We start from the raw sequence: 22,365 nt of genomic DNA on the forward strand, positions 1-22,365 counted from the left end.
TTTGCCAGCTCAGCTACACGTTCCGCTTGTTGCTTATCAACATGGTAACGTTGCATCAAGCCGTCTAACGTCCTTTTACGAATGTCGTTGTCTTGAAAGTCAGGGATCATGCTGTACAACACACCTTCTCTTAGTGCACCACCAGCCAAACCCATCGTTTGGATTTCTAATGACTCGAACAGCGCTATAAGAATCGCAAGACCTGAAACAAACACCAATCGACGTTCTTCACTCAATCCAGGTAAATCAAGCGCGCCGATACTATCAAACTGCACCGCGGCTGATTGAATGGCCTTTAAGTTTTCGAGTGTCAGTACTTCGGTCTGCCCCTGTGCAGCTTGAATTTCTTGTATTGCCTGAACAGTGCCCGATGCACCAATAGCAAGTTCCCAGCCCAGCTTCTTAAAATCTGACTGGATTGGGGCAATAATTGCCTTAGCTGCGTTTGTCGCATTGTTAAAATTGGACTCGCTTAACTCGCCATTTTGAAAGTAACGCTCTAAAAACGTCACACAGCCCATATTCAGACTTTTATATAGAAGTGCATCAAAGCCTTTACCAATAACGACTTCTGTACTCGCACCACCAATATCGATAACAAGTTGACGACCTTGACATGCCGAGGTATGCGCGACACCTTTATAAATTGTGCAAGCTTCTTCTTCACCACTGATCACATTGACTTGATGGTCTAGAATCAATTCCGCTTTTTTAATGAAAACATCCGCATTGATTGCGAGCCGCATTGTTGCTGTTGCGACAATTCGAATGTTTTCTTTCGGAATATCCTGCAAACGTTCGGCAAACAGAGCTAGGCATTCCCAACCTCGCTCCATCGCTTCTAATGACAAGACATTGTTTTCATCGAGGCCAGCGGCCAATCTCACTTTGCGTTTCACGCGACCAATAGTATGCACACCACCTGCCATGTATTTGGCAATCATCATGTGAAAGCTATTTGAACCTAAGTCGATTACAGCAAATATATTGTTTTGGGGAGTCGCTTGCGCCACTTATTCAAAACCTCTAGTTCCATACTTCAGTTGCGGTCATCACGATGAGCGCGGTTTTTGGTAACTATTTTGGCGACGTCCAGTACGCTGACGTGGTCCTTGTGAATAGTTCCGTTTTCTCTGTAAATCAGGTGTTTTAATATCATCGAGCAACGCTTCTTTGTCGTAGTGCGACAACGGGATGGCGTGATCGATGTATGTTTCAATGTCATGCAGATTGTAAGCGTATTGCTCACACGCAAAACTAATTGCATGCCCAGACGCACCAGCGCGACCTGTACGACCGATACGATGAACGTAATCTTCACAATCGTCAGGTAAGTCAAAATTGAATACATGACTCACTTCAGGAATATGTAAACCACGTGCCGCAACGTCTGTTGCAACTAAAAGGTCTAAATCACCTTTAGCAAATTGTGCCAGAATTGAAATTCGCTTCTTTTGATTCACATCACCAGTTAACAAACCAACTCGATGTCCATCCGCCTTAAGCCAAGCATAAACGTCTTCACAAACCTGTTTTGTATTAGCAAAAACAATCGCTTTTTCAGGCCACTCTTCTTCAATTAGCGTTAACAATAGTTTGGTTTTATCTTCTTGAGAAGGATGGAAAAGTTCTTCTTTTATGCGCTTTGCTGTTTTTACTTCTGGCTCGACTTGAACGTGAATTGGGTTATGCATGTGTTCAAAGGCAAGTTCCTGCACACGGTAAGAAAGTGTTGCAGAAAACAACAGATTCATTCGCTCACTGCGCTCAGGCATGCGGTTAAACAAATAACGAATATCCTTGATGAACCCTAAATCAAACATGCGGTCAGCTTCATCTAGTACGACTACCTCGATTTCATTTAAGCTAAACGCGCCTTGTTTGTAGAAATCGATGAGTCGCCCTGTTGTGCCAATTAAAATATCTACACCATTTTCAAATTGAGCACGTTGTTTTTCGTAATCTTCGCCACCATATACTAAACCAAGTTTAAGGTTGCATTGCGGCGCAATGATTTTTGCATCTTTATGGATCTGAATCGCTAACTCCCGAGTGGGGGCCATGATCAGGGCTCTTGGGTGCTTTCTGGACTTGCCTTCTGTTTGCATAAGACGATGACAAGTGGCTGTTAAAAAAGCCAAAGTCTTGCCCGTCCCAGTTTGAGCTTGACCTGCGATGTCACGCCCTTCACAGACAAAAGGTAAACACTTTGCTTGGATTGGCGTACAATATTCGAAGCCATTCTCAGTTAATCCGGCGACCACTTCCGGTGCTAAAGCAAAGTCAGAAAATTTTTTATTGGTCAAATGTGTCTTAGTCATAGCAATTAAGCATAACGTTTAAACTTGCAATAAGAAATAAGAGTGTTTAAATACGCATTAAATAATTCGCTAAAATTTAACGGAGAGCGTGATGAGCGACAAAATTATTCAACTTACTGATGACGGCTTTGAGGCTGATGTATTAAAAGCTGACAAACCAGTACTTGTTGATTTTTGGGCAGAATGGTGTGGTCCTTGTAAGATGATCGCCCCAATTTTAGACGAAGTCGCTGCTGAATTTGAAGGCCGCGTTACTATCGCTAAGCTAAACATTGACCAAAACGCGGGCACTCCACCTAAGTTTGGTATTCGCGGTATCCCTACATTATTACTGTTTAAAGACGGTGCAGTTGCCGCAACTAAGGTTGGCGCACTTTCAAAAACTCAGTTAGTTGAATTCTTAGAAAACAACATCTAAGCCTCTGAAAGGCCAAGTATCTTTACTTGGCCTTTTTAATCCACCCACTCTTTTTATGTGAATTAACTTGATTAAACACTGGACGATATTAAATCGACCTGCTAACTTATTAGCCCACTAGTCTTTTTCAAACTAATCAAATTTCAACCCCTCTCGGTTCATTCGAGATTAATGACTGAAATAAAGAACCCACCGATATGCATTTAAGCGAATTAAAACACAAGTCAATTAACGAACTTGTTCAGTTGGCTGAGTCTATGGGACTCGAAAACGTTGCACGTCTACGCAAGCAAGATATTATTTTCTCTATTTTAAAAGCACACTCAAAAAGTGGCGAGAATATCTACGGCAACGGCGTTCTAGAAATTTTGCAAGATGGCTTTGGCTTCTTACGCTCTTCTGAAGCCTCTTACTTAGCCGGTCCAGACGACATCTACGTTTCACCAAGCCAAATTCGTCGTTTTAACTTACGCACTGGTGACACCATTTCTGGTCTTATTCGCCCACCAAAAGAAGGTGAGCGTTACTTCGCATTATTGAAAGTAAACGAAGTAAACTATGACAAGCCTGAAAACTCACGCACGAAAATCCTGTTTGAAAACTTAACACCAATCCACGCCAACGAACGTTTGACGATGGAACGTGGTAACGGTAGTACAGAAGATATCACTGCTCGAGTATTGGATTTAGCGTCACCAATCGGTAAAGGTCAGCGTGGTCTTATCGTTGCTCCACCGAAAGCGGGTAAAACGATGTTACTTCAGAACATCGCGCAATCAATCAGCTACAACAACCCTGATGCTCAGCTTATCGTATTGCTAATCGACGAGCGTCCGGAAGAAGTAACTGAGATGCAACGTCTTGTAAAAGGCGAAGTCATCGCTTCAACGTTCGATGAGCCAGCTAGTCGTCACGTACAAGTTGCCGAAATGGTTATCGAGAAAGCGAAACGTCTTGTTGAACATAAGAAAGATGTTGTTATCTTACTTGACTCAATTACACGTTTAGCGCGTGCATACAACACCGTTATTCCTTCATCAGGTAAAGTCCTTACGGGTGGTGTTGATGCAAACGCACTGCACAAGCCAAAACGTTTCTTTGGTGCTGCGCGCAACGTAGAAGAAGGTGGTAGCCTTACTATCATCGCAACGGCTCTTATCGATACTGGCTCTAAGATGGATGAAGTTATCTACGAAGAGTTTAAAGGTACAGGTAACATGGAATTACATCTAAACCGCAAGATCGCGGAAAAACGTGTATTCCCTGCAATTGACTTTAACCGTTCAGGTACGCGTCGTGAAGAACTTCTCACCAAAGCGGACGAGTTACAAAAGATGTGGATTCTACGTAAGATTGTTCATGAAATGACGGAAATCGATGCGATGGAATTCCTCATTGATAAACTAGCAATGAGCAAAACAAACGACGAATTCTTTGAATTAATGCGTCGAAGCAAATAATGTTAAAAAAGCCTGCAAGTTGCAGGCTTTTTTTATTATTGCCCAATTCGCTTTAAAAACTCCGCTCTTTCGGCTTGAGAGGCTTGCTGCCACCAAAACTCCAACATCACCGCTGGTGTTGGTGGTGCTGCAATGGGTGCATTTGGTGCTCGGACGTTGGCAGGTTTTGTCGATGACTCTGGACGAAGTGTAGCAATAGGTGCTATCGGCGCTTCCACTTGCTCCATCACAGGCTCCGCAACCGCGTTAACTTGTGTATCCTCTCCATTATTCTCCGCTCTTAGCGTTATGAGCGGCTGCTTTGCAAAACGTCTAGCCTTCTCAATAGATTCGGCTCGACTAAAGCGAATACGATAGGTTCCTTCTTTAGGAATTTCTAAATCTACCCAAAATGGCGCAGACTCAACCACTTCATGCTCATCGTAGCCCAACTCGTACAAATCTGAATACTTAAGTTTCAGTTTGTAGTGTCCAGGCGTAAGCGACAACGTGCGGATTTTACTGAACCACGAATGCTCAATTGTCTTTTCATCTACCTGTAGAGGATAAAACTCTTCCGGAAAGTTAATGGTTGCCGCGTGAGAAACTGCGCAAAACAACAACCCTGTAACGAATATTATTCTTCTCATTGTTCCCTCCATTTTGGATGAGTGTGGCAGCTCTAAGATTATTTGTCATTACTCTGTGCTCTAATATAATGACTTTACTGTTTACTCCTCAAGGACTACTTATGAGTACCGAAACGATCTTTAGTAAAATCATTGCCCGTGAAATTCCGGCTGACATTGTTTATGAAGATGATCAAAGTTTGGCATTTCGCGACATTAACCCACAAGCACCTTTTCACGTATTGATTATTCCAAAAACCCCGATTGCAACCATCAATGACATTACACCAGAGCACGCTTCTCTTGTCGGTCATTTGTATGTCGTTGCAGCAAAACTTGCTAAAGAATACGGGTTTGCTGAAGACGGTTATCGCGTTGTAATGAATTGCAATGAACACGGCGGGCAAACGGTTTATCATATTCATCTCCATGTCCTTGCGGGCAAAGAAATGGGTTGGCCACCCTATCAAAATAATAAAAAAGTATTACAATAAACTATTCGATGTTAAGGAATGTAAATAATTAATGCATTCCTAGATTTTCATGCATTTTTATTAATTTTCAAAAACTTACTATAACAATGCGTTTTATTCTCATATGGAATAAAACGTTTTTGCTACATCCTATCGCGAAAAACTATAAATCATTGTGAAAATTCTAATACAAAAGGCGTGAATCACATGTTAGGATTAGGGTAATTCTAAACACGAGTATCAACAGCAATGAGCAGTTCTGCCTTTTTGTTACTAGAAAAAAACCCGATCAACACAATAGGTGTCAACGTTTTACAACCTTTGTTGAAAACGCAAGGAATTGATGTCACCGCCGGTACCGACATTTCCCAAGTTCCAGAAGGAACCCGTTTGTTGTTTATTGAAACAGCAACTGACGACGCTTGGGGGAAATTGAAGGAGCACCTTGTAAGCTTGAAAGTAAAGTGTGACATCGTGTTGTTTAACCTAGATGAGAATCCAGAACTCGCAAATCGCGCCCTGCTCAGTGGTATTCGTGGTGTGTTCTACACAACCGACAACGCAGATGTATTAATGAAAGGGATCCGCTTATTGATGGAAAATCAATTGTGGTACCGCCGTGAAATCATGTGCAACGTACTAAACCGTATGCTGCAATTCAATAAAGATGCACTGCATAAGTTAACGGAAGGTGATATTGAACCAATTAAGCTAACCAAGCGTGAGAAAGCTATTATTTCATTAATGAGTAAAGGCGCAAAGAACAAAGAAATCGCCGAATCGCTTAATATCAGTCCTCATACCGTTAAAACACATCTTTACAGTGCGTTTAGAAAAACAAAATGCCGCAACCGTATTGAGCTGCTTTCTTGGGCACAACAAAATATTCCCGACGAGATCCGTTAATTTCGATTGGAGAGTGCGCAGTTACTTTATCGTTTTCTCGGTAAAGTAACTGACGTTATACTCCGCTTTACTCACTTCAAACAACCCTCTATTCTGTAGACGAACGATAAGAATAACTGTCTACTATGTTTGATACCAAAACACTTTACCTTACCTCCGCGGTCATGATGGCCATAATGACGCTCTTGTCGACCATGACATGGCGTGCGAATAAATCCATTCCAGGTACCTTGCTTTATATTTTTTACCCACTTGTTTCCTTTACTGCCATTATCAGCTTCTCGACCCATAGCTATTTTGACAACTGGACAACCATCAGCGTGGCAAATGTATTGCTCTTCTTTGCGTCCGTTGTTCATGTCACCGCCATAAGTCAGTTTCTGGATTTCAAACGCTTCGAACTTAAAGCCTTTTTTCTCACCACCTTGGTTCTGGGCCTTCTCTTGCTATATTTCGCTTGGGTAGCACCGAGTTTGAGAGAACGGATCTTTGTATCCGATCTCCAGCACGTATTTGAATCGGCGTTTTTGCTGTACGTCTTTATTCGCTTCGCACGGCCACTTTACCCCAATGGCAGCATGGTCTATATCCTCATTCTACTGACGTTACTCTGTGTGTTTATTGGCCGAATGCTGTTTATGGGTGACGTTACATCCACAACTCTTTTTAAAGAAAATTGGTTTGCGATTACCGTGTTTTTCAATGGCGTGATCTCCCCCATTTTCTACACCACGGGTATGGCACTTCTGTGCAATGAACGAAGAGAAACACACCTCAATAATTTGGCCGCAAAAGCACAAAAAGATTTAGAGATCCGTGGACTCTTTCTTTCAACCGTCAGCCATGAAATTCGTACACCACTTAATGGCATTCTAGGCAGCGCACAGTTAGTGTTAAATCGCTCGAAAGATGCAACCAACAAAGCCTACTGTGAAGCCATAATTAATTCTGCTGAATCACTCAATTTACTCATCGATAAAGTATTAGATTACGCCAGTCTCGAACAACGTGATGAAGCGCTGTATGAAGAAGATGTAGAAATAAAAAGCTGGCTCAATAACTTATGTTTGCTTTTAAGTCCTCTGGCCGAGCAAAAGAAAGTCGCCTTTGAGTTACTTTATGAACTCCCAGATCAAGCCTGTTATTACTGCGACCAGCAGAAGCTGAGACAAATCATCATCAATCTTGTCGGCAATGCGATTAAATTTACTGATAAGGGCTATGTAAAACTGCGCGTCGAACTCGTGAGCGAACACGACATGACCCATCTTGTTCGATTTAGTGTGATTGATACGGGACCGGGGATTGAGCAGGACGAAATTGAATACCTCACTGAGTTCCTATGTGCAAAGCAATGCCGGTAAGATTAAAGGTGGCACTGGGCTTGGTCTTGCGATCACCGCTCGTCTTTTAGAAAAATTAGGCAGCAAACTCAACATTGCCAGCGAAGTGAACACGGGCAGTGAGTTTAGCTTCGATATTCGCCTTACCTTAGGCGAACTCAGCCTCGTGGAACAACGCCATCAGAGTGCTCAATATCTCACGGGGTTAAATGTCTTGCTGGTTGAGGACTTAGAATTAAATCAAAAAATCGCCATTGAGTTTATGGCCGCGGATGAACACAAAGTGAAACTCGCAACAACCGGCGGACATGCGTTGGAATTATTGCAACAGCACCAATTTGACGTCGTCTTGCTTGATATGAACTTACCTGATTTAACTGGACAGGATGTGCTTCGTCGTCTTAAACAACTCGAACACAAAAACAATCGCACCCCATTTTTAGCCTTTACTGCCAGTCTAAGTCCGGATGAGGTCAAAGAGTACATCGCACTGGGCATCAAGGACATTGTTGGAAAGCCGATTAAACAAGAAAAACTTCGCCAAGCTCTCAGTGATTCTCAAACCGCACAGAAGCCCAGTATATCTGCCGAGCTGCCAGACGTACTGTACGATGACACCGCGGTTGCAAGTTTGAACAGTAGCTTTAATGAAGACGAAGTATCCTCTATCTACAATGAGTTTGTACTCTCTGCTAGAAATAAAATCATAAGAATTCAACAGCTTGCCAAAGACTCTCCCGAGCAGTGTATTAAGCTATTGCATCGCCAAGCGAGTACCGCGCTACAACTAGGGTTTAATCGTTTTGGCACGCTGCTGAAAAAAATCGAAAGGCGCCTACTGGATGGCAAAGAGTGCTCACAAGAACTCGCTCAGTCTCTACCGCTTTGGCAAGAGAGTTTAGAAGCGTACCTGACACATATACGAAAACAGACGCTCGGTTAATCATCGCGTTCTGTCGACAACCAGCACGTTTTTGTTCATGCTGGTTGTCATCTCGGTCCACCCCGAGCAAATTATAATTAAATCTAGGATATCAGCGATGAAACAGCTTAAATCCCCACTTTCGGCCGCCATTGTTGCCGCTATTTTTGGACTCTCGCATGGCGCGTTTGCCAACACATCGACTGCGGCAGATACGCAAGCCGTTGAAAAAGATACGCAAGCCGTTGAAAAAGATACAAAGCATTGGAATGTACTTAATCCTCCGGGTGAACGTAAGACAATAAAATTAGACACCAACGAAACCACTTGGAGTAATTTAGATGTGAGTCCAGATGGCAAGCACGTTGTGTTTGATATGCTCGGTGACCTTTACATCATTCCAATCAGTGGCGGCGAAGCCAAAGCGCTCACAAGCGACATGGCGTGGAACATCCAGCCAAAATTTTCACCAGATGGGAAAAAAATCGCATTCATCTCGGATAGAGATGGTGGTGACAACTTATGGATCATGGACGTTGACGGTAGTAACTTAAAGCAGGTTTCGAAGGAAAAGAACAACATCGTTCATAACCCTGCGTGGTCGCCAGATGGTCAATATCTTGCGGTTAAGCAAGGCCAAGTCTCTGGTCGTACAATCCCTGGTGGTTCGATTCGCATGTACCATATCAGTGGCGGTAAAGGTGTTGTGGTTCGAGAGCGTCTGCATGGCGCAAAATCACAGAAAAACATTGCTGAACCAGCATTTTCTACAGATGGCAACAAAATCTACTATTCGGTAGACGCTACACCTGGCGTACGTTGGGAGTACAATAAAAACTCGCTGACGCCTGTTTTTGAAATTCGCAGTTGGGATCTCACCACCGGTGAAGAAGAAACCGTCATTAGTGGCGCAGGCGGTGCTGTACGCCCAACTCCGAGTCCAGACGGTAAATCGATTGCCTTTGTGAAACGCGAAGACAACGGCAAAGAGTTCATCAGTGCCCTGTACATTAAAAACTTAAAATCGGGTATTGAGCATCGCATTTACTCAGGCCTTGATAGAGATTTACAAGAAACCAATGGCGCGCATGGTAATGCTCCCGCCTTCGCCTACACACCTGACGGCAAAGCGCTCGTTTTTTGGGCGAAAGGTCACTTCCACAAAGTGGACATCGACTCCAAGCAAGTGTCTTCAATTGCTGCGCATGTCGTGGCAGAAAAACAAATTACGCCAGCACTTCGTTTCGCAGTTGATGTCGCGCCTGATACGTTCAAGGTAAAACTCGCGCGCTGGTCTCAGGTGTCTCCAGATGGCGACACCGCGCTGTTTCAAGCGTTGGGCTACCTTTACACGAAAGATGTGAAATCCGGCAAAGTACAACGTGTGACAAGCCAAAACGACCATTTTGAGTTTTACCCAAGTTTCTCGAGAGACGGGAAATACATTGTCTACACGACTTGGGATGACAAAGCACTAGGCAGCGTCAGAGTCGTGTCAGCACGTGGTGGAAAAGGCAAGGTAATCACGCAAGACCCTGGACACTACATTACGCCGAGTTTTTCACCCGATGGTAAAAACGTCGTGTATAAGAAGGTGACAGGTGGCTTCTTACTCAATGGTGACTGGTCAATGGAACCCGGTATTTATGTTGCCGACTCAAAGGGTAAGAAAAACAAGCGTATAATTAAAGCTGGTGACAACCCGCATTTTGGCAAAGACAGTGACCGCATTTTCTTCTCCGTACAAAATGGCGATACAGGGCTAGAGCTTAAGTCGGTAAATCTGACCGGTGCTGAGGAACGTAGCCATTTCAAAGGCGATTATATTTTCGATTATCGTGTATCACCTAACGGAAACTATGTGGCGTTTATTGAAAACTTCAATACGTTCGTCGCTCCGTTTACCCACACGGGCAAAACACTCTCGATTAATAAAGGCACAACAGACTTCCCTGTTCAGCAGGTATCGAAATATTCAGGTGACTTCTTGAATTGGACGGCGGACAGCAAAGCCGTAACGTGGGCATTTGGTCCTACACTTTACCAACGTGCATTAACCGATACATTCGAGTTCTTAAGTGATAAAGAATTGGACAAAGAACTCACGGCTGACGGAATCGACCTGAGTTTTGAGCAAAAAGCGGATAAACCAAGCGGTGTGCTGGCGCTCGTCGGTGGTAAAATCGTCACCATGCGAGATTCAGAAACTCAGCAAGAAATTATTGAGAACGGTGTTGTACTCATTAAAGATAACCGCATTGCCGCTGTCGGCACACAAGACGAAGTTAGCATCCCCAATGGCGCAGAAACTATCGATATTACAGGTAAAACGGTTGTCCCTGGATTAATTGACGTGCATGCTCATGGCAGCTATGGCAGCAACCAATTACAGCCAGAGCAAAACTGGAACCAATTTTCGAATCTAAGTTTCGGTGTAACAACGATTCACGATCCGTCTAATGATTCAAATGAAGTATTCTCGATGTCGGAATTGGCAAGAGCCGGTTTAACCGTAGCTCCTCGCATTTACTCTGTGGGTCGTATTCTTTATGCGGGTGAAGCGCCTGGTTATAAAACCCCTATCGACAACTTAGCCGACGCTGAATTCCACGTTAAACGCCTTAAAGATGCTGGTGCCATTTCAGTGAAGAGTTATAACCATCCGCGCCGAGAAACGCGTCAACAAGTTCTTGAAGCGGCTCGAAATATGGAAATCATGGTAGTCCCAGAAGGGGGAGCAAAGTTTCAGCACAATATGAACATGATCGTCGACGGCCATACCGGTGTTGAGCACGCTTTACCTATTCCACACATTTATTCTGACGTGAAGCAAATGTGGGGGCAAACCGACGTTGGATTCACACCAACGTTTGTTGTCGCATACGGCGGTATTAAAGGCGAAGATTATTGGTATGAGCACACGAATGTCTGGGAAAATAAACGGCTAATGAGTTTTGTACCAGAGTACGTTGTAAAACCAATGTCTATTCGTCCAACAAAAGCACCCGAAAGACACTACAATCATTTCAATGTAGCACAAACGGCCAAGCAACTGCGTGACGAGGGCGTAACCGTTCATATCGGTGCGCATGGTCAGCGTGAAGGTCTCGCTGCACATTGGGAACTGTGGTCTATGGTGCAAGGTGGCTTCAGTAATTGGCAAGCACTGCGCGACGGTACTATTGACGGTGCACGTTACTTAGGCATGGATAAAGATTTAGGTACTATCGAAACGGGCAAACTCGCAGACCTTGCAATCATTGATGGGGATGTGCTGAACAATATTCGCGACTCTGAAAAAGTAGCTTATACCGTAATAAATGGTCGTATTTATGATGCCGCATCAATGAATGAAGTCGGTAGTCATGCGAAAAAACGTCAACCTTTCTTCTTCGAGGGTAAGAACCAAACTCAAATGCATCCGGCAACAGCTGCTTACATGGAAGAAAAAGCACACAAGTATCACTGGAAACATTAATCACAGACTAATCTTAGGGTTACAGATATTCTGTAACCCTATCACCTCTTTTTCCTTTACCTTATCACAATTTTGTACATTTTTTGACCTCGATTTTCCCAAAATCTAAACTACACTTTTTCTGATCATTAACCCGAATTTTGCCTAAACATCCTCCTTAAATTGAATCGTTAAAGGGCTGTTTGTCTAACATTTGGGTCACTCATCACATATAAAAGGAAGTTATGATGGATTCTACTCGCCAATCAGGGTTATTCGGACAAGCTAACCTAGCTAAAAAATTAATCGTCGCCTTTTTGCTCGTTTCTCTTATTCCTATGGCAATCGTGATCGCTATTGCGCTTTATGGTTCATCGCATGCGATGAAGCAACAGGTCTACGACCAATTAGACGCTGTGGGACAGATCAAGCGCAGTGCCGTTGAAAGACATTTCACCGCAATTAAACAAAAAGTGCATGCACTGGTCGCAAACCCCTACGTAGCCTCAGCAGCACAGGACTTTGAATCTGCGTTTAAAGACATTGAAGCTGTGCAGTCTAAAGACGATTTGGAACGATTTTATCATGACAGTTTCCTCCCTCGATATCGCCAAGAAAACCCCAAAGCCAAACCGTTGAATATCGACATCGGTACCATGTCTCCAAAAGCAATCGCATTGCAAACTCGCTATATTGTGGATAATCCACATCCGATTGGCGAAAAACATCAATTGCTAGAAAGCCCGTTGGGTGACAGTTACGATTTTGTGCATTTCGCCTATCACGACTATTTCAAAGAAATCGCTAAAACCTATCATTTCTATGATATTTTTATTGTTGATAATGCATCGTCTAATGTCATCTACACGGTGTACAAAGAAGTTGACTTTGGCACTTCATTAGCAACAGGTCCTTTCGCAAATAGCCCACTTGCAAAAGCGTTTGAAGAGGGCAAAAAGTTAACGAATTACAATCAAGCCTATTTTGTCGATTACGAACGCTATGAAGCCTCGTATAACACCCCTGCAAGCTTTGTAGCTGCGCCAATTATCGTGAATGGTCAGGTAACTGCAACGCTTATCGTACAACTCTCTATTGATGCGTTGAATACCATTATGAAACAACGTGAAGGGTTGGGCGAAACGGGTGAAACATATTTAGTCGGTGCGGATGGACTCATGCGCTCGGACTCTTACCTCGACCCGCTTAATCACTCCGTCATAAACTCATTTAAACACCCAGAGTTGGGCACCATCAGCACCACGTCGTTCCAATTAAGCCAAAAAGGAGAAAGTGGTAATCGTATCATTGCTGATTACAACGGCAACCCCGTGTTGTCTGCATTTCGCCCGATCGATGTAATGGGCGTTCGATGGTCACTGATTGCTGAAATGGATGAAGCGGAAGCATTTGCAGCGGTAGACAAATTAACTTATCAATTGCTGAGTGTCCTCGTTGCATCCATTTGTTTGATCACCTTCATCGCCTATTGGTTTGCGAAACGACTCGCTGCCCCAGTCAATGAATTAGTTAACACCATGAAACAAGTTGAAGCGCAGGGGGATTTTTCTATCAGAACGAAAATCCTCTCTCAAGATGAGATTGGTTCGTCTGCGATTGCCTTTAACGGCTTACTTGATGCACTACAGAGTTCTATCTCTGAAACCAACCGAGTAATGAATTACATGGCAAAAGGAGAGTTTTCGCATCGAATAAATGTCTCATGTAAAGGTGAACTTGATACCTTGAAAAACGCCACCAACCACTGCGCACAATCTTTAGAGCAAGCCATGGAAGAAATTAACGGTGTCATGCAATCCATGACCAAAGGCGAGTTTGATCAGCCGATCACATTAGCTTTAGAGGGTGACTTGGCCACATTGAAAGCGAACATCAATCACACTCTCTCAACGTTAGACTCGACTATTGGGGCGATTGTTGATGTCATGGCAGACATAGAAAATGGCCAATTCGACAGACGTGTTGATATTGAAGCGGCGGGTCGATTTGCCCAACTGAAATCGTCTGTTAATAACTCGGTCGCCAGTTTAAGCATGGCGGTCAGCGAAATAGCACGCGTCATGAGTGCGATTAGAGAAGGTAACTTCAATGAACAAGTTGAACTGGAGTTAAATGGCCAGCTGGAATTACTAAAACAAGACATCAATCAAAGTGTATCAGGCCTTGCTAACATCCTTTCTAACATCAGTGAAGTTATGTCCTGCGTGAGCAACGGCGACTTTAAACATAGCGTGAATTGCGATGCGAAAGGTGAACTTGCAACTCTTAAAACCGACATCAATACATCGATTTCAGAGCTAGATAAAGCATTGAGTGAAGTCTCTTACGTGATGATGGCAATCAGTCACGGGCGCTTCGACCGGGATATTCAGCTCCCCATGAAAGGTCAGCTAAATGTACTCAAGCAAGACATTAACCGCTCTGTTGGTTCATTAGATACTGTAATTGCTGAGCTGGCCAACGTCATGGCAGCCATGCGTCAAGGCAATTTCAATGTCCAAATTGAAACGGATTTGCAGGGTCAACTTGCCACGATGAAAAGTGATGTGAATGCCGCAACCAAAGACATTTCCTCTGCCATTTCCGAAGTACAACATGTGCTGTCCGCTGTTGCCGCTGGAGATTTGACCCTTAATGTTGAAGGACAATACCTTGGTGTGTTTGCGACACTGCAGAATGACATGAACCGCACGATAGCCAAGTTAACCGAAATTATTGGTGAAATTCAAACTGCGTCAGAAATCGTGTCACAAAGTGCCGAAGAAATTGCGCAAAGTAATACAGAAATAAGCCAACGAACGGAAGAACAAGCAGCCAATTTAGAAGAAGCCAGTGCCAGTACAGGCAACATGCTTGATGAAATAACCGAAGTGGCCAACCAATCCAGTGGCGCGGTGAAACTGTCTGAAAATGCGAGAGAAATTGCAGAAGAAGGCGGGCTTTTATCCAGCGAAACCGTCAACGCTATCAATGAAGTCAACAGTGCCTCAAAAGACATTAATGAAATCGTATCCGTCATTGATGCACTGGCATTTCAAACTAACCTACTTGCGTTAAATGCAGCGGTGGAAGCTGCGCGTGCCGGTGAACATGGTCGGGGATTTGCTGTTGTTGCAAATGAAGTTCGAGAACTGGCAAGTCGGTCAGCTGCCTCAGCGAAACAAATCAAAAATATTATCGCGAACAGTAACCAAAAAGTGGCTTTAGGCACTGACAGAGCAAATCAGTCGGGTGACAAGCTCAACCAAATTGTCTCCGCGGTAAGCATGGTCAACCAAAGTATTTTCAAAATAAGTGAAAGCACACAAACTCAGCAACAGTCCATCAAAGAAGTGGATTTAGTGGTTCAACGACTGTCCGCCATCGTGCAAGAAAGCTCTGCTGTAACAGAAGAAACAATGGCTGCGGCAAGACAAATGTCAGAGCAAGCCGCTGAAATGAAAAAACAAGTGGCTTATTTCAAACTGGGTGGTACTCCAGAGGACATGTATGAACCTACGGCGAATATTGAATTGCTACTCCACAACTACAATGCCTAAGAACGGGCATTGATTAACATGTACGTAGCCATTCAGTTTGGATGGCTACGCTCAACCAAGCACGTAAATTGGATCACAGCTTATCATTTGCTATTCAATGGGGATGAGATAAACGAGAAGTCTTGATTGCATTAATCAACTTCCTCAGGGTCGGCCTTTTCTAAAACGCTAATTTGTTTGTTCAATGTTGGTTTCAAAATACGGAGAATTAACGACTCGATGTGTTTTGGATTATCCCTATGTCCGTTAAGTCCAACATCATAGGCTGAAATATATTTCACCAAGTTCAAAAAACAAAAAAGGCCGCCTAAGCGACCTTTTCCATCAAGTTAGATTATGACTAATCTATTACTCGATGATTGTAGCTACAACACCAGCACCTACTGTACGGCCACCTTCACGGATCGCGAAACGTAGACCTTCGTCCATCGCGATTGGGCAGATTAGCTCAACAGTCATCTTGATGTTGTCACCAGGCATTACCATTTCTACGCCTTCTGGTAGCTCGATGTTACCAGTTACGTCAGTTGTACGGAAGTAGAACTGTGGACGGTAGCCTTTGAAGAATGGAGTATGACGACCACCTTCTTCCTTCGAAAGTACGTATACTTCTGAAGTGAATTTCGTGTGTGGCTTGATTGAACCAGGCTTACATAGTACTTGACCACGCTCAACCTCGTCACGCTTAGTACCACGTAGAAGTGCACCAACGTTCTCACCCGCACGACCTTCGTCTAGAAGCTTACGGAACATCTCAACACCTGTACAAGTTGTCTTCGTAGTCTCTTTGATACCTACGATTTCAACTTCTTCGTTGATGCGGATGATACCAGCTTCAACACGGCCTGTTACTACTGTACCACGACCTTGGATTGAGAATACGTCTTCGATAGGCATGATGAATGGCTTATCGATTGCACGCTCTGGCTCTGGGATGTATGAATCAAGTGCTTCTGCAAGCTCAATGATTTTCGCTTCCCAAGCAGCATCGCCTTGAAGTGCTTGAAGTGCTGAACCTTTGATTAGTGGAAGGTCATCACCTGGGAAATCGTACTCAGAAAGAAGTTCACGAACTTCCATCTCTACTAGCTCTAGAAGCTCTTCGTCGTCAACCATGTCACATTTGTTCATGAATACGATGATGTATGGTACACCAACTTGACGAGAAAGTAGGATGTGCTCACGCGTTTGTGGCATTGGGCCGTCAGTCGCAGCTACTACTAGGATAGCGCCGTCCATCTGTGCAGCACCAGTGATCATGTTCTTAACGTAGTCAGCGTGTCCTGGACAGTCAACGTGCGCATAGTGGCGCGCTGGTGTGTCGTATTCTACGTGTGAAGTATTGATTGTGATACCACGCTCACGCTCTTCTGGTGCGTTGTCGATTGACGCGAAGTCTTTCGCCTGACCACCGTAAGTTTTTGCTAGAACAGTAGAGATTGCTGCAGTTAGAGTTGTTTTACCGTGGTCAACGTGGCCGATTGTACCTACGTTTACGTGCGGTTTCGAACGTTCAAACTTTTCTTTTGCCATGACGGAACCTATCAGTTTTGTAGATCTAGATTACATATAAAAATAATCCACTTAGAGTGGACTACGATTATTCTAAAACGTTAGTATTAACTTTTTATGAGACAATTAAAAGGAAGTTTTTTGGAAGATTCTTGATCTGGTGCTGATACCCAGAGTTGAACTGGGGACCTCACCCTTACCAAGGGTGCGCTCTACCGACTGAGCTATATCAGCACACCAGAAACTGGAGCGGGCAGCGGGAATCGAACCCGCATCATCAGCTTGGAAGGCTGAGGTAATAGCCATTATACGATGCCCGCTTTAGGAACCTGTTAAACTACCTCTAACCGTCGTAATAAAGTGGTGGAGGGGGACGGATTCGAACCATCGAAGGCAGTGCCGTCAGATTTACAGTCTGATCCCTTTGGCCGCTCGGGAACCCCTCCACGAAAAAGTCTTTTAGGAAGCAAAATGGTGCCGACTATCCGAGTCGAACGGATGACCTACTGATTACAAGTCAGTTGCTCTACCAACTGAGCTAAGTCGGCACTGCTTCACTACGGGGCAGGATAATAGAGCAACGATTTAAGTGATGCAACAAGAATCTGAAAAAAAATCGTAAATTTCGCGTCAAGCGCTCAATATTAGAACAAATCGCCCTAAAAACAATCATTATCCTTGATTTTGATGCCAGTATTTCAGTCCGAGTAAAACCAAATCTTTTACAAATATGGAGTCTTCAATGTGTTTTTGTAACAACGCACCATAACCTCCGGTAAAAACAACCTGACATCCCTCTTTTTGGAAGTACTGTGATTTGGCCAGTGCAACACAGCCCAATGTACTCACAAGACTGCCATTTTTAACCGCATTCGGCGTATTCACGCCAAACTCCGTCGCAAATGGGCTTAATGGATCGCTAAAGACCTTTTGGGTATGACGAGTTAAGCTGTCACTCATCATATCTAGCCCTGGAATAATCCAGCCACCAAGATGCTGTCCAGCGGCAGTGAGCTCCATCAACTGTTGTAGCCGTGCCTGAATCAACAATAATGATATTTTCACTTGGGTATAAGTAGTGACACGCTATGACAGCAAGCCAGCGATCAATACCTAAGTTTTGATACAGCGCATAACCACATTTAAGTTGCTTAAGTGTTGGCGTCACTTTGGCTTCTACAACGCCGACGTTGTGAATATTTGCTGCGTTAATCAGATCTGAGAGGAGTTCACGTTTGCCAACTTGCCCAACAACAACCGCATTTATTTGCGCCCATGGAATCGTCGATAAAGACACTGACTCAACCATATCGCCTTTATCCAACGCCATTTTCAGTGCTGTGTTACCTACATCTACATAAAGATTCATGCTTTAACTCGCTTAACGCTCAAACGAATTGATTGGCCGTAGCGATAACTCGCCACCGTAATACGCTTTCACCTCGCCATTTTGGCGTAACATCACTGCGCCTTGCTCATCTATCCCTTCACAGATTCCTTGCCACGTTTGTTGCCCAGTACTGAGCGAGACAGGTTGCCCTGCGTAAACGTTCAGTTGGTTCCACTGTGCCACCATCGACTTAATTCCTTGGCTACGATATTGATTAAGTCGCGCCGTAATACAATCAATTAACGTTGCCGCAAGCTGATTCTTATTAATACTACCCACTTTTGAGGATAAATCTTGCCATGGCTGATCAATAGCAGCGGCTACGGACTCTGGCATAACCAAATTTATTCCAACACCAATCACTAAATGGCATGGACCTTCAACCTGACCATCCACTTCGACCAAAATGCCAGCCAATTTCTTTTTATCGAGGTACACGTCATTCGGCCACTTAAGTTGCACTGACACGCCATACAATTTATTCAGCGCATCATGCACCGCAAGACCGATCACAATAGACACACCCATGGCGGCTTGAATGCCATCATCCAAACGCCAGTAATAACTCAAATACAGATTAGCCCCAAATGGCGACTGCCATACCTTACCTCGACGCCCTCGTCCCGCTTGCTGCATTTCAGCAAGAAGTGCATGTCCTTGCACTGGATATTGCCCTTGCTGTATACGTCGCATTAATTCGGTGTTGGTGGAATCGATGACCGGTACAACTTCTATACTTGAATGGGTGTGCTGCTTTTTCTCAAGTTCTTGAGTAATTTGAAGTGGATTCAATAGCGGTAAGCTGTGATTGAGGCAATACCCTTTGCCACTCACGGTAAAAATATCAATACCCATTTCTTGCAGTGACGCAATATGTTTAGCGATGGCTGTGCGACTAATACCAAGTTGTTCACCGAGCGCTTGCCCTGACACAAATCCGCCCTGATTCAGCGCTTCTAATACCCGCAATTTATTGCCTTCGAGTCCTTTTAGCATGCTTTACTCCACACTCAAAGCCACTTCACCTGTCGCGGCGATTAGTCGTACCTCGTGAACTAAGTTCACACCAAATTTCGCGCTAACTTTACGCTGGATCACATCAATCATAGCCTTTAGCGCATCCCCATTCGCATGTTCTTGGTTGACTAGGACCAACGCTTGCTTTTCGTACACTTGCACACCGTTTAATGAAAAACCTTTGAGACCCGCCTGCTCGATTAACCACCCCGCCGCTAACTTTATTTGTCCAGAATCAGCAGGATAACTGGGCATATCCGGAAAACGACGTTGCAGTGCTGCCGCTATCGTTTCACTTACGACCGGATTCTTAAAAAAGCTGCCGGCATTGGGCTGTATTTTAGGGTCGGGTAATTTGCTCTGTCGAATAGCAATGACCGTTTCAAAGAGGTGCTTTACACCTACGTTATTTGGCGACAACGCGGCGAGCGGACCGTAACTTAAATTGGGCCGCCAGTGATTGGGTAACGCAAGGCCCACTTCTGTAATGATGAAACGCTCTTTTAATTCATGTTTAAATATGGAATCTCGATACCCAAACTGGCACTGAGATTTCGATAACTTACGCATTTCTAGCGTTTTCAAATCGTAGCCTTGAACGTATTCGACAAATTGAGCCAGTTCCACACCGTAAGCACCAATATTTTGTACAGGTGCAGCCCCAACCGTTCCCGGAATCAATGCTAAGTTTTCAAGACCTCCAATGTCCATGTCGACCAATTTTTCTACAAGCAGATGCCAGTTTTCACCCGCAGCCACTCGAATGAAGGTGTCATTTTGGCGAGGCTCTATGTGGACCCCTTTGGTTTTCATGACAATGACGCTGCCCGCAAAATTTTCGATAAAAATGGTGTTACTCCCTTCCCCTAAGACACAAAAAGGCTCTTTAATATCGAGGGTGCGTAACTCATCTAAATGGGTTATTTCAATTAGACGTTGACAGGATGCTGGCAGCGCAAAGGTATGATACGAGGTTAAACTAGGCACAAGTGACTTTTCCGATTCACAATTGAGCTTAGTTTACCTTATCACCATGTTTAACGCATCAGGATGTCATCTTCGTCGCTGACATGCTATAAATTCACAGTCTTAACTAAAACGAGAATACATAATGAAACTGTCTACGCTCACGCTTAGCCTAGCGCTTGCTGGTGTTGGTCTAAGTGCTAACGCATTCGCCAAAGTCGCGGATCAGCATACTTATGCAAACCTAGATGAAGTTGTTTCTACTCATCTGTACCTTGACCTCAACGTTGACTTTCCAGACAAAGAGCTAGAAGGTTTCGTTGAGCACACGTTAGAGTGGAAAAACGCAAAGGCAAGAACATTAGTGCTCGATACACGTGATTTGTCCATTCATCGTGTCATTTATGAAGGTAAAGATGGCACATGGCATCCAGCCAAATTTACGTTAGCACAGCGTGATGACGTAAAAGGTTCAAAACTTACCATCCAGTTTAAAGAACAAGCTAAAAAAGTACGCGTGTACTATAACAGCCAACCTAAAGCGTCAGGTCTGCAATGGCTAACACCTGAACAAACCGCAAGCAAAACACATCCATTTATGTACAGCCAGTCGCAAGCGATCCATGCACGTAGCTGGATCCCTGTGCAAGACAGTCCTGCGATGCGTGTTACGTATAAAGCGCGTATCCACACGCCGGAAGACGTGCGAGCAGTAATGAGCGCAGACAACACGGGTGCGATTATCAAAGATGGTGACTATTTCTTTGATATGCCACAAGCTATCCCACCTTACTTAATTGCGATTGGTGCTGGTAACTTAGATTACAAAGAAATGTCACACCAAACGGCGATTTTTGCTGAGCCTCAAATTCTCGATGCCTCAGTATGGGAGTTTGCGGATACTCAAGCCATGATCGACCGCACAAGCAAAATGTATGGCCAATATGCGTGGGGTCGTTACGATTTATTAATGTTGCCGCCAAGTTTCCCGTTCGGCGGCATGGAAAACCCACGCTTGTCATTCATTACACCGACCGTTGTTGCAGGCGATCGCAGTTTAGTTAACCTCATTGCTCACGAACTTGCGCATTCGTGGTCTGGTAACTTAGTGACGAACGCAACATGGGAAGATTTGTGGCTAAACGAAGGTTTCACGTCGTACGTTGAAAACCGTATTATGGAAGAAGTGTACGGTCGCGAACGAGCGGTGATGGAACAAGCACTTGATACAGCAGGCTTAAAAGAATTGCTGACGCAAATCGCGGCGCCAGATACACGATTGAACTTAGAGTTGCATGGTCGCGACCCTGACGATGCTTTTAGCTCAGTACCTTACACTAAAGGGCAACTCTTCTTAATCTACTTAGAAGAGAAATTTGGCCGCGATAAGTTTGACCCATTTGTCAAAGGTTACTTCAAAGCGTTCTCCTTTAAGTCAGTAACCACAGCCGATTTTGAAGGGTATTTATCAGAAAATCTGATTAACAAATATCCGGGTATTGTGAGTAAAGAAAAAGTCCATGAATGGATCCACGAGCCAGGTTTACCTGCAGATGCGCCAAACCCAACATCGGATGTATTTGACAAAGTGGATGCCGAATCTAAAGCTTGGCTAGCTGGTGACAAAGCAGTAAATGATTTACCTGCGAAACAATGGATAGTGCACGAGTGGTTGCATTTCATCAATAATCTGCCTCGTGATTTAAGCAAAGAAAAAATGGCTGAACTAGACGGCGCCTTCAATCTAACGAACTCCAGCAATGCTGAAATTGCGTTTGCTTGGTTTATGTTAGGTGTAGGCAACGGCTATGATGCTATTTATCCAGCATTAGACAAGCACTTAACGCACATTGGTCGCCGTAAGTTAATCGTACCTTTATACAAATCATTGATTAAAAATGGTAAGAAAGACTGGGCGAAAAAGGTGTACCTAAACGCGCGTCCAGGTTACCACCCGCTGGCGCAAGGAACACTGGATGATATGTTTAATCAATAACATAGATTAGAAAAGA

Annotated in this window: 15 protein-coding genes, 4 tRNA genes and 1 pseudogene (1 of these 20 running past the window's edge); 8 read left to right on the forward strand and 12 right to left on the reverse strand. The window is 44.1% G+C overall.

Annotated features, from left to right (window positions below; translation table 11 throughout):
• Together gppA and rhlB are read right to left on the reverse strand one after the other, a co-directional pair.
• Positions 1 to 1,013: the 5' portion of a guanosine-5'-triphosphate,3'-diphosphate diphosphatase gene (gene gppA, locus J5O05_RS09140; RefSeq protein ID WP_208841806.1), read on the reverse strand. It extends 490 nt beyond the left edge of the window; the window shows 1,013 of its 1,503 coding nt (coding positions 1–1,013); its start codon is at positions 1,011 to 1,013; its stop codon lies off the left edge, out of view.
• A gap of 39 nt (positions 1,014 to 1,052) precedes the next feature.
• Complete coding sequence (rhlB, locus tag J5O05_RS09145; protein ID WP_208841807.1) at positions 1,053 to 2,321, reverse strand: ATP-dependent RNA helicase RhlB; 1,269 nt, start codon at positions 2,319 to 2,321, stop codon at positions 1,053 to 1,055.
• Between the two features lie 91 nt (positions 2,322 to 2,412).
• Between rhlB and trxA the strand changes: the two genes are divergently transcribed.
• Both trxA and rho read left to right on the forward strand, forming a co-directional pair.
• Positions 2,413 to 2,739 carry a thioredoxin TrxA gene (gene trxA, locus J5O05_RS09150; RefSeq protein WP_208841808.1) on the forward strand — a complete coding sequence of 109 codons (327 nt, stop codon included), beginning with the start codon at positions 2,413 to 2,415 and terminating at the stop codon, positions 2,737 to 2,739.
• Between the two features lie 197 nt (positions 2,740 to 2,936).
• Positions 2,937 to 4,199 (forward strand): transcription termination factor Rho, encoded by a 1,263-nt coding sequence (gene rho / locus J5O05_RS09155; protein ID WP_208841809.1) that lies wholly within the window; start codon positions 2,937 to 2,939, stop codon positions 4,197 to 4,199.
• A 35-nt stretch (positions 4,200 to 4,234) separates the two neighbouring features.
• Here rho and J5O05_RS09160 read toward each other — a convergent pair whose 3' ends face one another.
• Positions 4,235 to 4,828: a DUF2057 domain-containing protein gene (locus J5O05_RS09160; protein WP_208841810.1), complete on the reverse strand. Its 594-nt coding sequence runs from the start codon at positions 4,826 to 4,828 to the stop codon at positions 4,235 to 4,237.
• A gap of 101 nt (positions 4,829 to 4,929) precedes the next feature.
• Here J5O05_RS09160 and J5O05_RS09165 point away from each other — a divergent pair, with 101 nt between their 5' ends.
• The 5 genes and pseudogenes from J5O05_RS09165 to J5O05_RS09185 all read left to right on the forward strand — a co-directional run bounded on the left by J5O05_RS09165 (position 4,930) and on the right by J5O05_RS09185 (position 15,468).
• Entirely contained in the window at positions 4,930 to 5,301 is a 372-nt protein-coding gene (locus tag J5O05_RS09165) for a histidine triad nucleotide-binding protein (RefSeq protein WP_208841811.1), read from the forward strand.
• 228 nt (positions 5,302 to 5,529) lie between these two features.
• Positions 5,530 to 6,186, forward strand: a complete 657-nt coding sequence (locus J5O05_RS09170; protein ID WP_208841812.1) for a helix-turn-helix transcriptional regulator — start codon at positions 5,530 to 5,532, stop codon at positions 6,184 to 6,186.
• A 125-nt stretch (positions 6,187 to 6,311) separates the two neighbouring features.
• Positions 6,312 to 8,472 (forward strand): annotated as a pseudogene (locus J5O05_RS09175) (ATP-binding protein).
• 97 nt (positions 8,473 to 8,569) lie between these two features.
• Positions 8,570 to 11,929 carry an amidohydrolase family protein gene (locus tag J5O05_RS09180; RefSeq protein WP_208841813.1) on the forward strand — a complete coding sequence of 1,120 codons (3,360 nt, stop codon included), beginning with the start codon at positions 8,570 to 8,572 and terminating at the stop codon, positions 11,927 to 11,929.
• Positions 11,930 to 12,153: 224 nt separating this feature from the next.
• Positions 12,154 to 15,468 (forward strand): methyl-accepting chemotaxis protein, encoded by a 3,315-nt coding sequence (locus tag J5O05_RS09185; RefSeq protein ID WP_244369526.1) that lies wholly within the window; start codon positions 12,154 to 12,156, stop codon positions 15,466 to 15,468.
• A gap of 348 nt (positions 15,469 to 15,816) precedes the next feature.
• Here the strand turns inward: J5O05_RS09185 and tuf are convergent, their stop codons facing one another.
• The 9 genes from tuf to murB form a co-directional block, all read right to left on the reverse strand.
• Positions 15,817 to 17,001, reverse strand: coding sequence for an elongation factor Tu (tuf, locus tag J5O05_RS09190; protein WP_208841814.1), 1,185 nt, complete (start codon positions 16,999 to 17,001; stop codon positions 15,817 to 15,819).
• Positions 17,002 to 17,138: 137 nt separating this feature from the next.
• A tRNA-Thr gene (locus tag J5O05_RS09195) sits at positions 17,139 to 17,214 on the reverse strand.
• Positions 17,215 to 17,225: 11 nt separating this feature from the next.
• Positions 17,226 to 17,300: transfer RNA gene (locus J5O05_RS09200), tRNA-Gly, on the reverse strand.
• Between the two features lie 41 nt (positions 17,301 to 17,341).
• A tRNA-Tyr gene (locus J5O05_RS09205) sits at positions 17,342 to 17,426 on the reverse strand.
• Between the two features lie 26 nt (positions 17,427 to 17,452).
• Positions 17,453 to 17,528 (reverse strand) — tRNA-Thr (locus J5O05_RS09210).
• A 124-nt stretch (positions 17,529 to 17,652) separates the two neighbouring features.
• Positions 17,653 to 17,943: a hypothetical protein gene (locus tag J5O05_RS22415; RefSeq protein ID WP_280117626.1), complete on the reverse strand. Its 291-nt coding sequence runs from the start codon at positions 17,941 to 17,943 to the stop codon at positions 17,653 to 17,655.
• Positions 17,933 to 18,349, reverse strand: coding sequence for a type III pantothenate kinase (locus tag J5O05_RS22420; RefSeq protein ID WP_280117627.1), 417 nt, complete (start codon positions 18,347 to 18,349; stop codon positions 17,933 to 17,935). Before J5O05_RS22420 ends, J5O05_RS22415 begins: the two co-directional genes overlap by 11 nt.
• A 12-nt stretch (positions 18,350 to 18,361) precedes the next feature.
• Positions 18,362 to 19,366 carry a bifunctional biotin--[acetyl-CoA-carboxylase] ligase/biotin operon repressor BirA gene (birA, locus tag J5O05_RS09220; protein ID WP_208841815.1) on the reverse strand — a complete coding sequence of 335 codons (1,005 nt, stop codon included), beginning with the start codon at positions 19,364 to 19,366 and terminating at the stop codon, positions 18,362 to 18,364.
• Positions 19,367 to 19,369: 3 nt separating this feature from the next.
• Positions 19,370 to 20,374, reverse strand: coding sequence for a UDP-N-acetylmuramate dehydrogenase (murB, locus tag J5O05_RS09225; RefSeq protein ID WP_208841816.1), 1,005 nt, complete (start codon positions 20,372 to 20,374; stop codon positions 19,370 to 19,372).
• Between the two features lie 124 nt (positions 20,375 to 20,498).
• On the opposite strand from murB, the gene J5O05_RS09230 reads away from it, so the two are divergent.
• Complete coding sequence (locus J5O05_RS09230) at positions 20,499 to 22,349, forward strand: M1 family metallopeptidase (RefSeq protein ID WP_208841817.1); 1,851 nt, start codon at positions 20,499 to 20,501, stop codon at positions 22,347 to 22,349.
• Positions 22,350 to 22,365 lie beyond the last annotated feature (16 nt).

Origin of the sequence: Pseudoalteromonas xiamenensis, assembly GCF_017638925.1 — a bacterium.
Lineage (GTDB): Bacteria > Pseudomonadota > Gammaproteobacteria > Enterobacterales > Alteromonadaceae > Pseudoalteromonas > Pseudoalteromonas xiamenensis.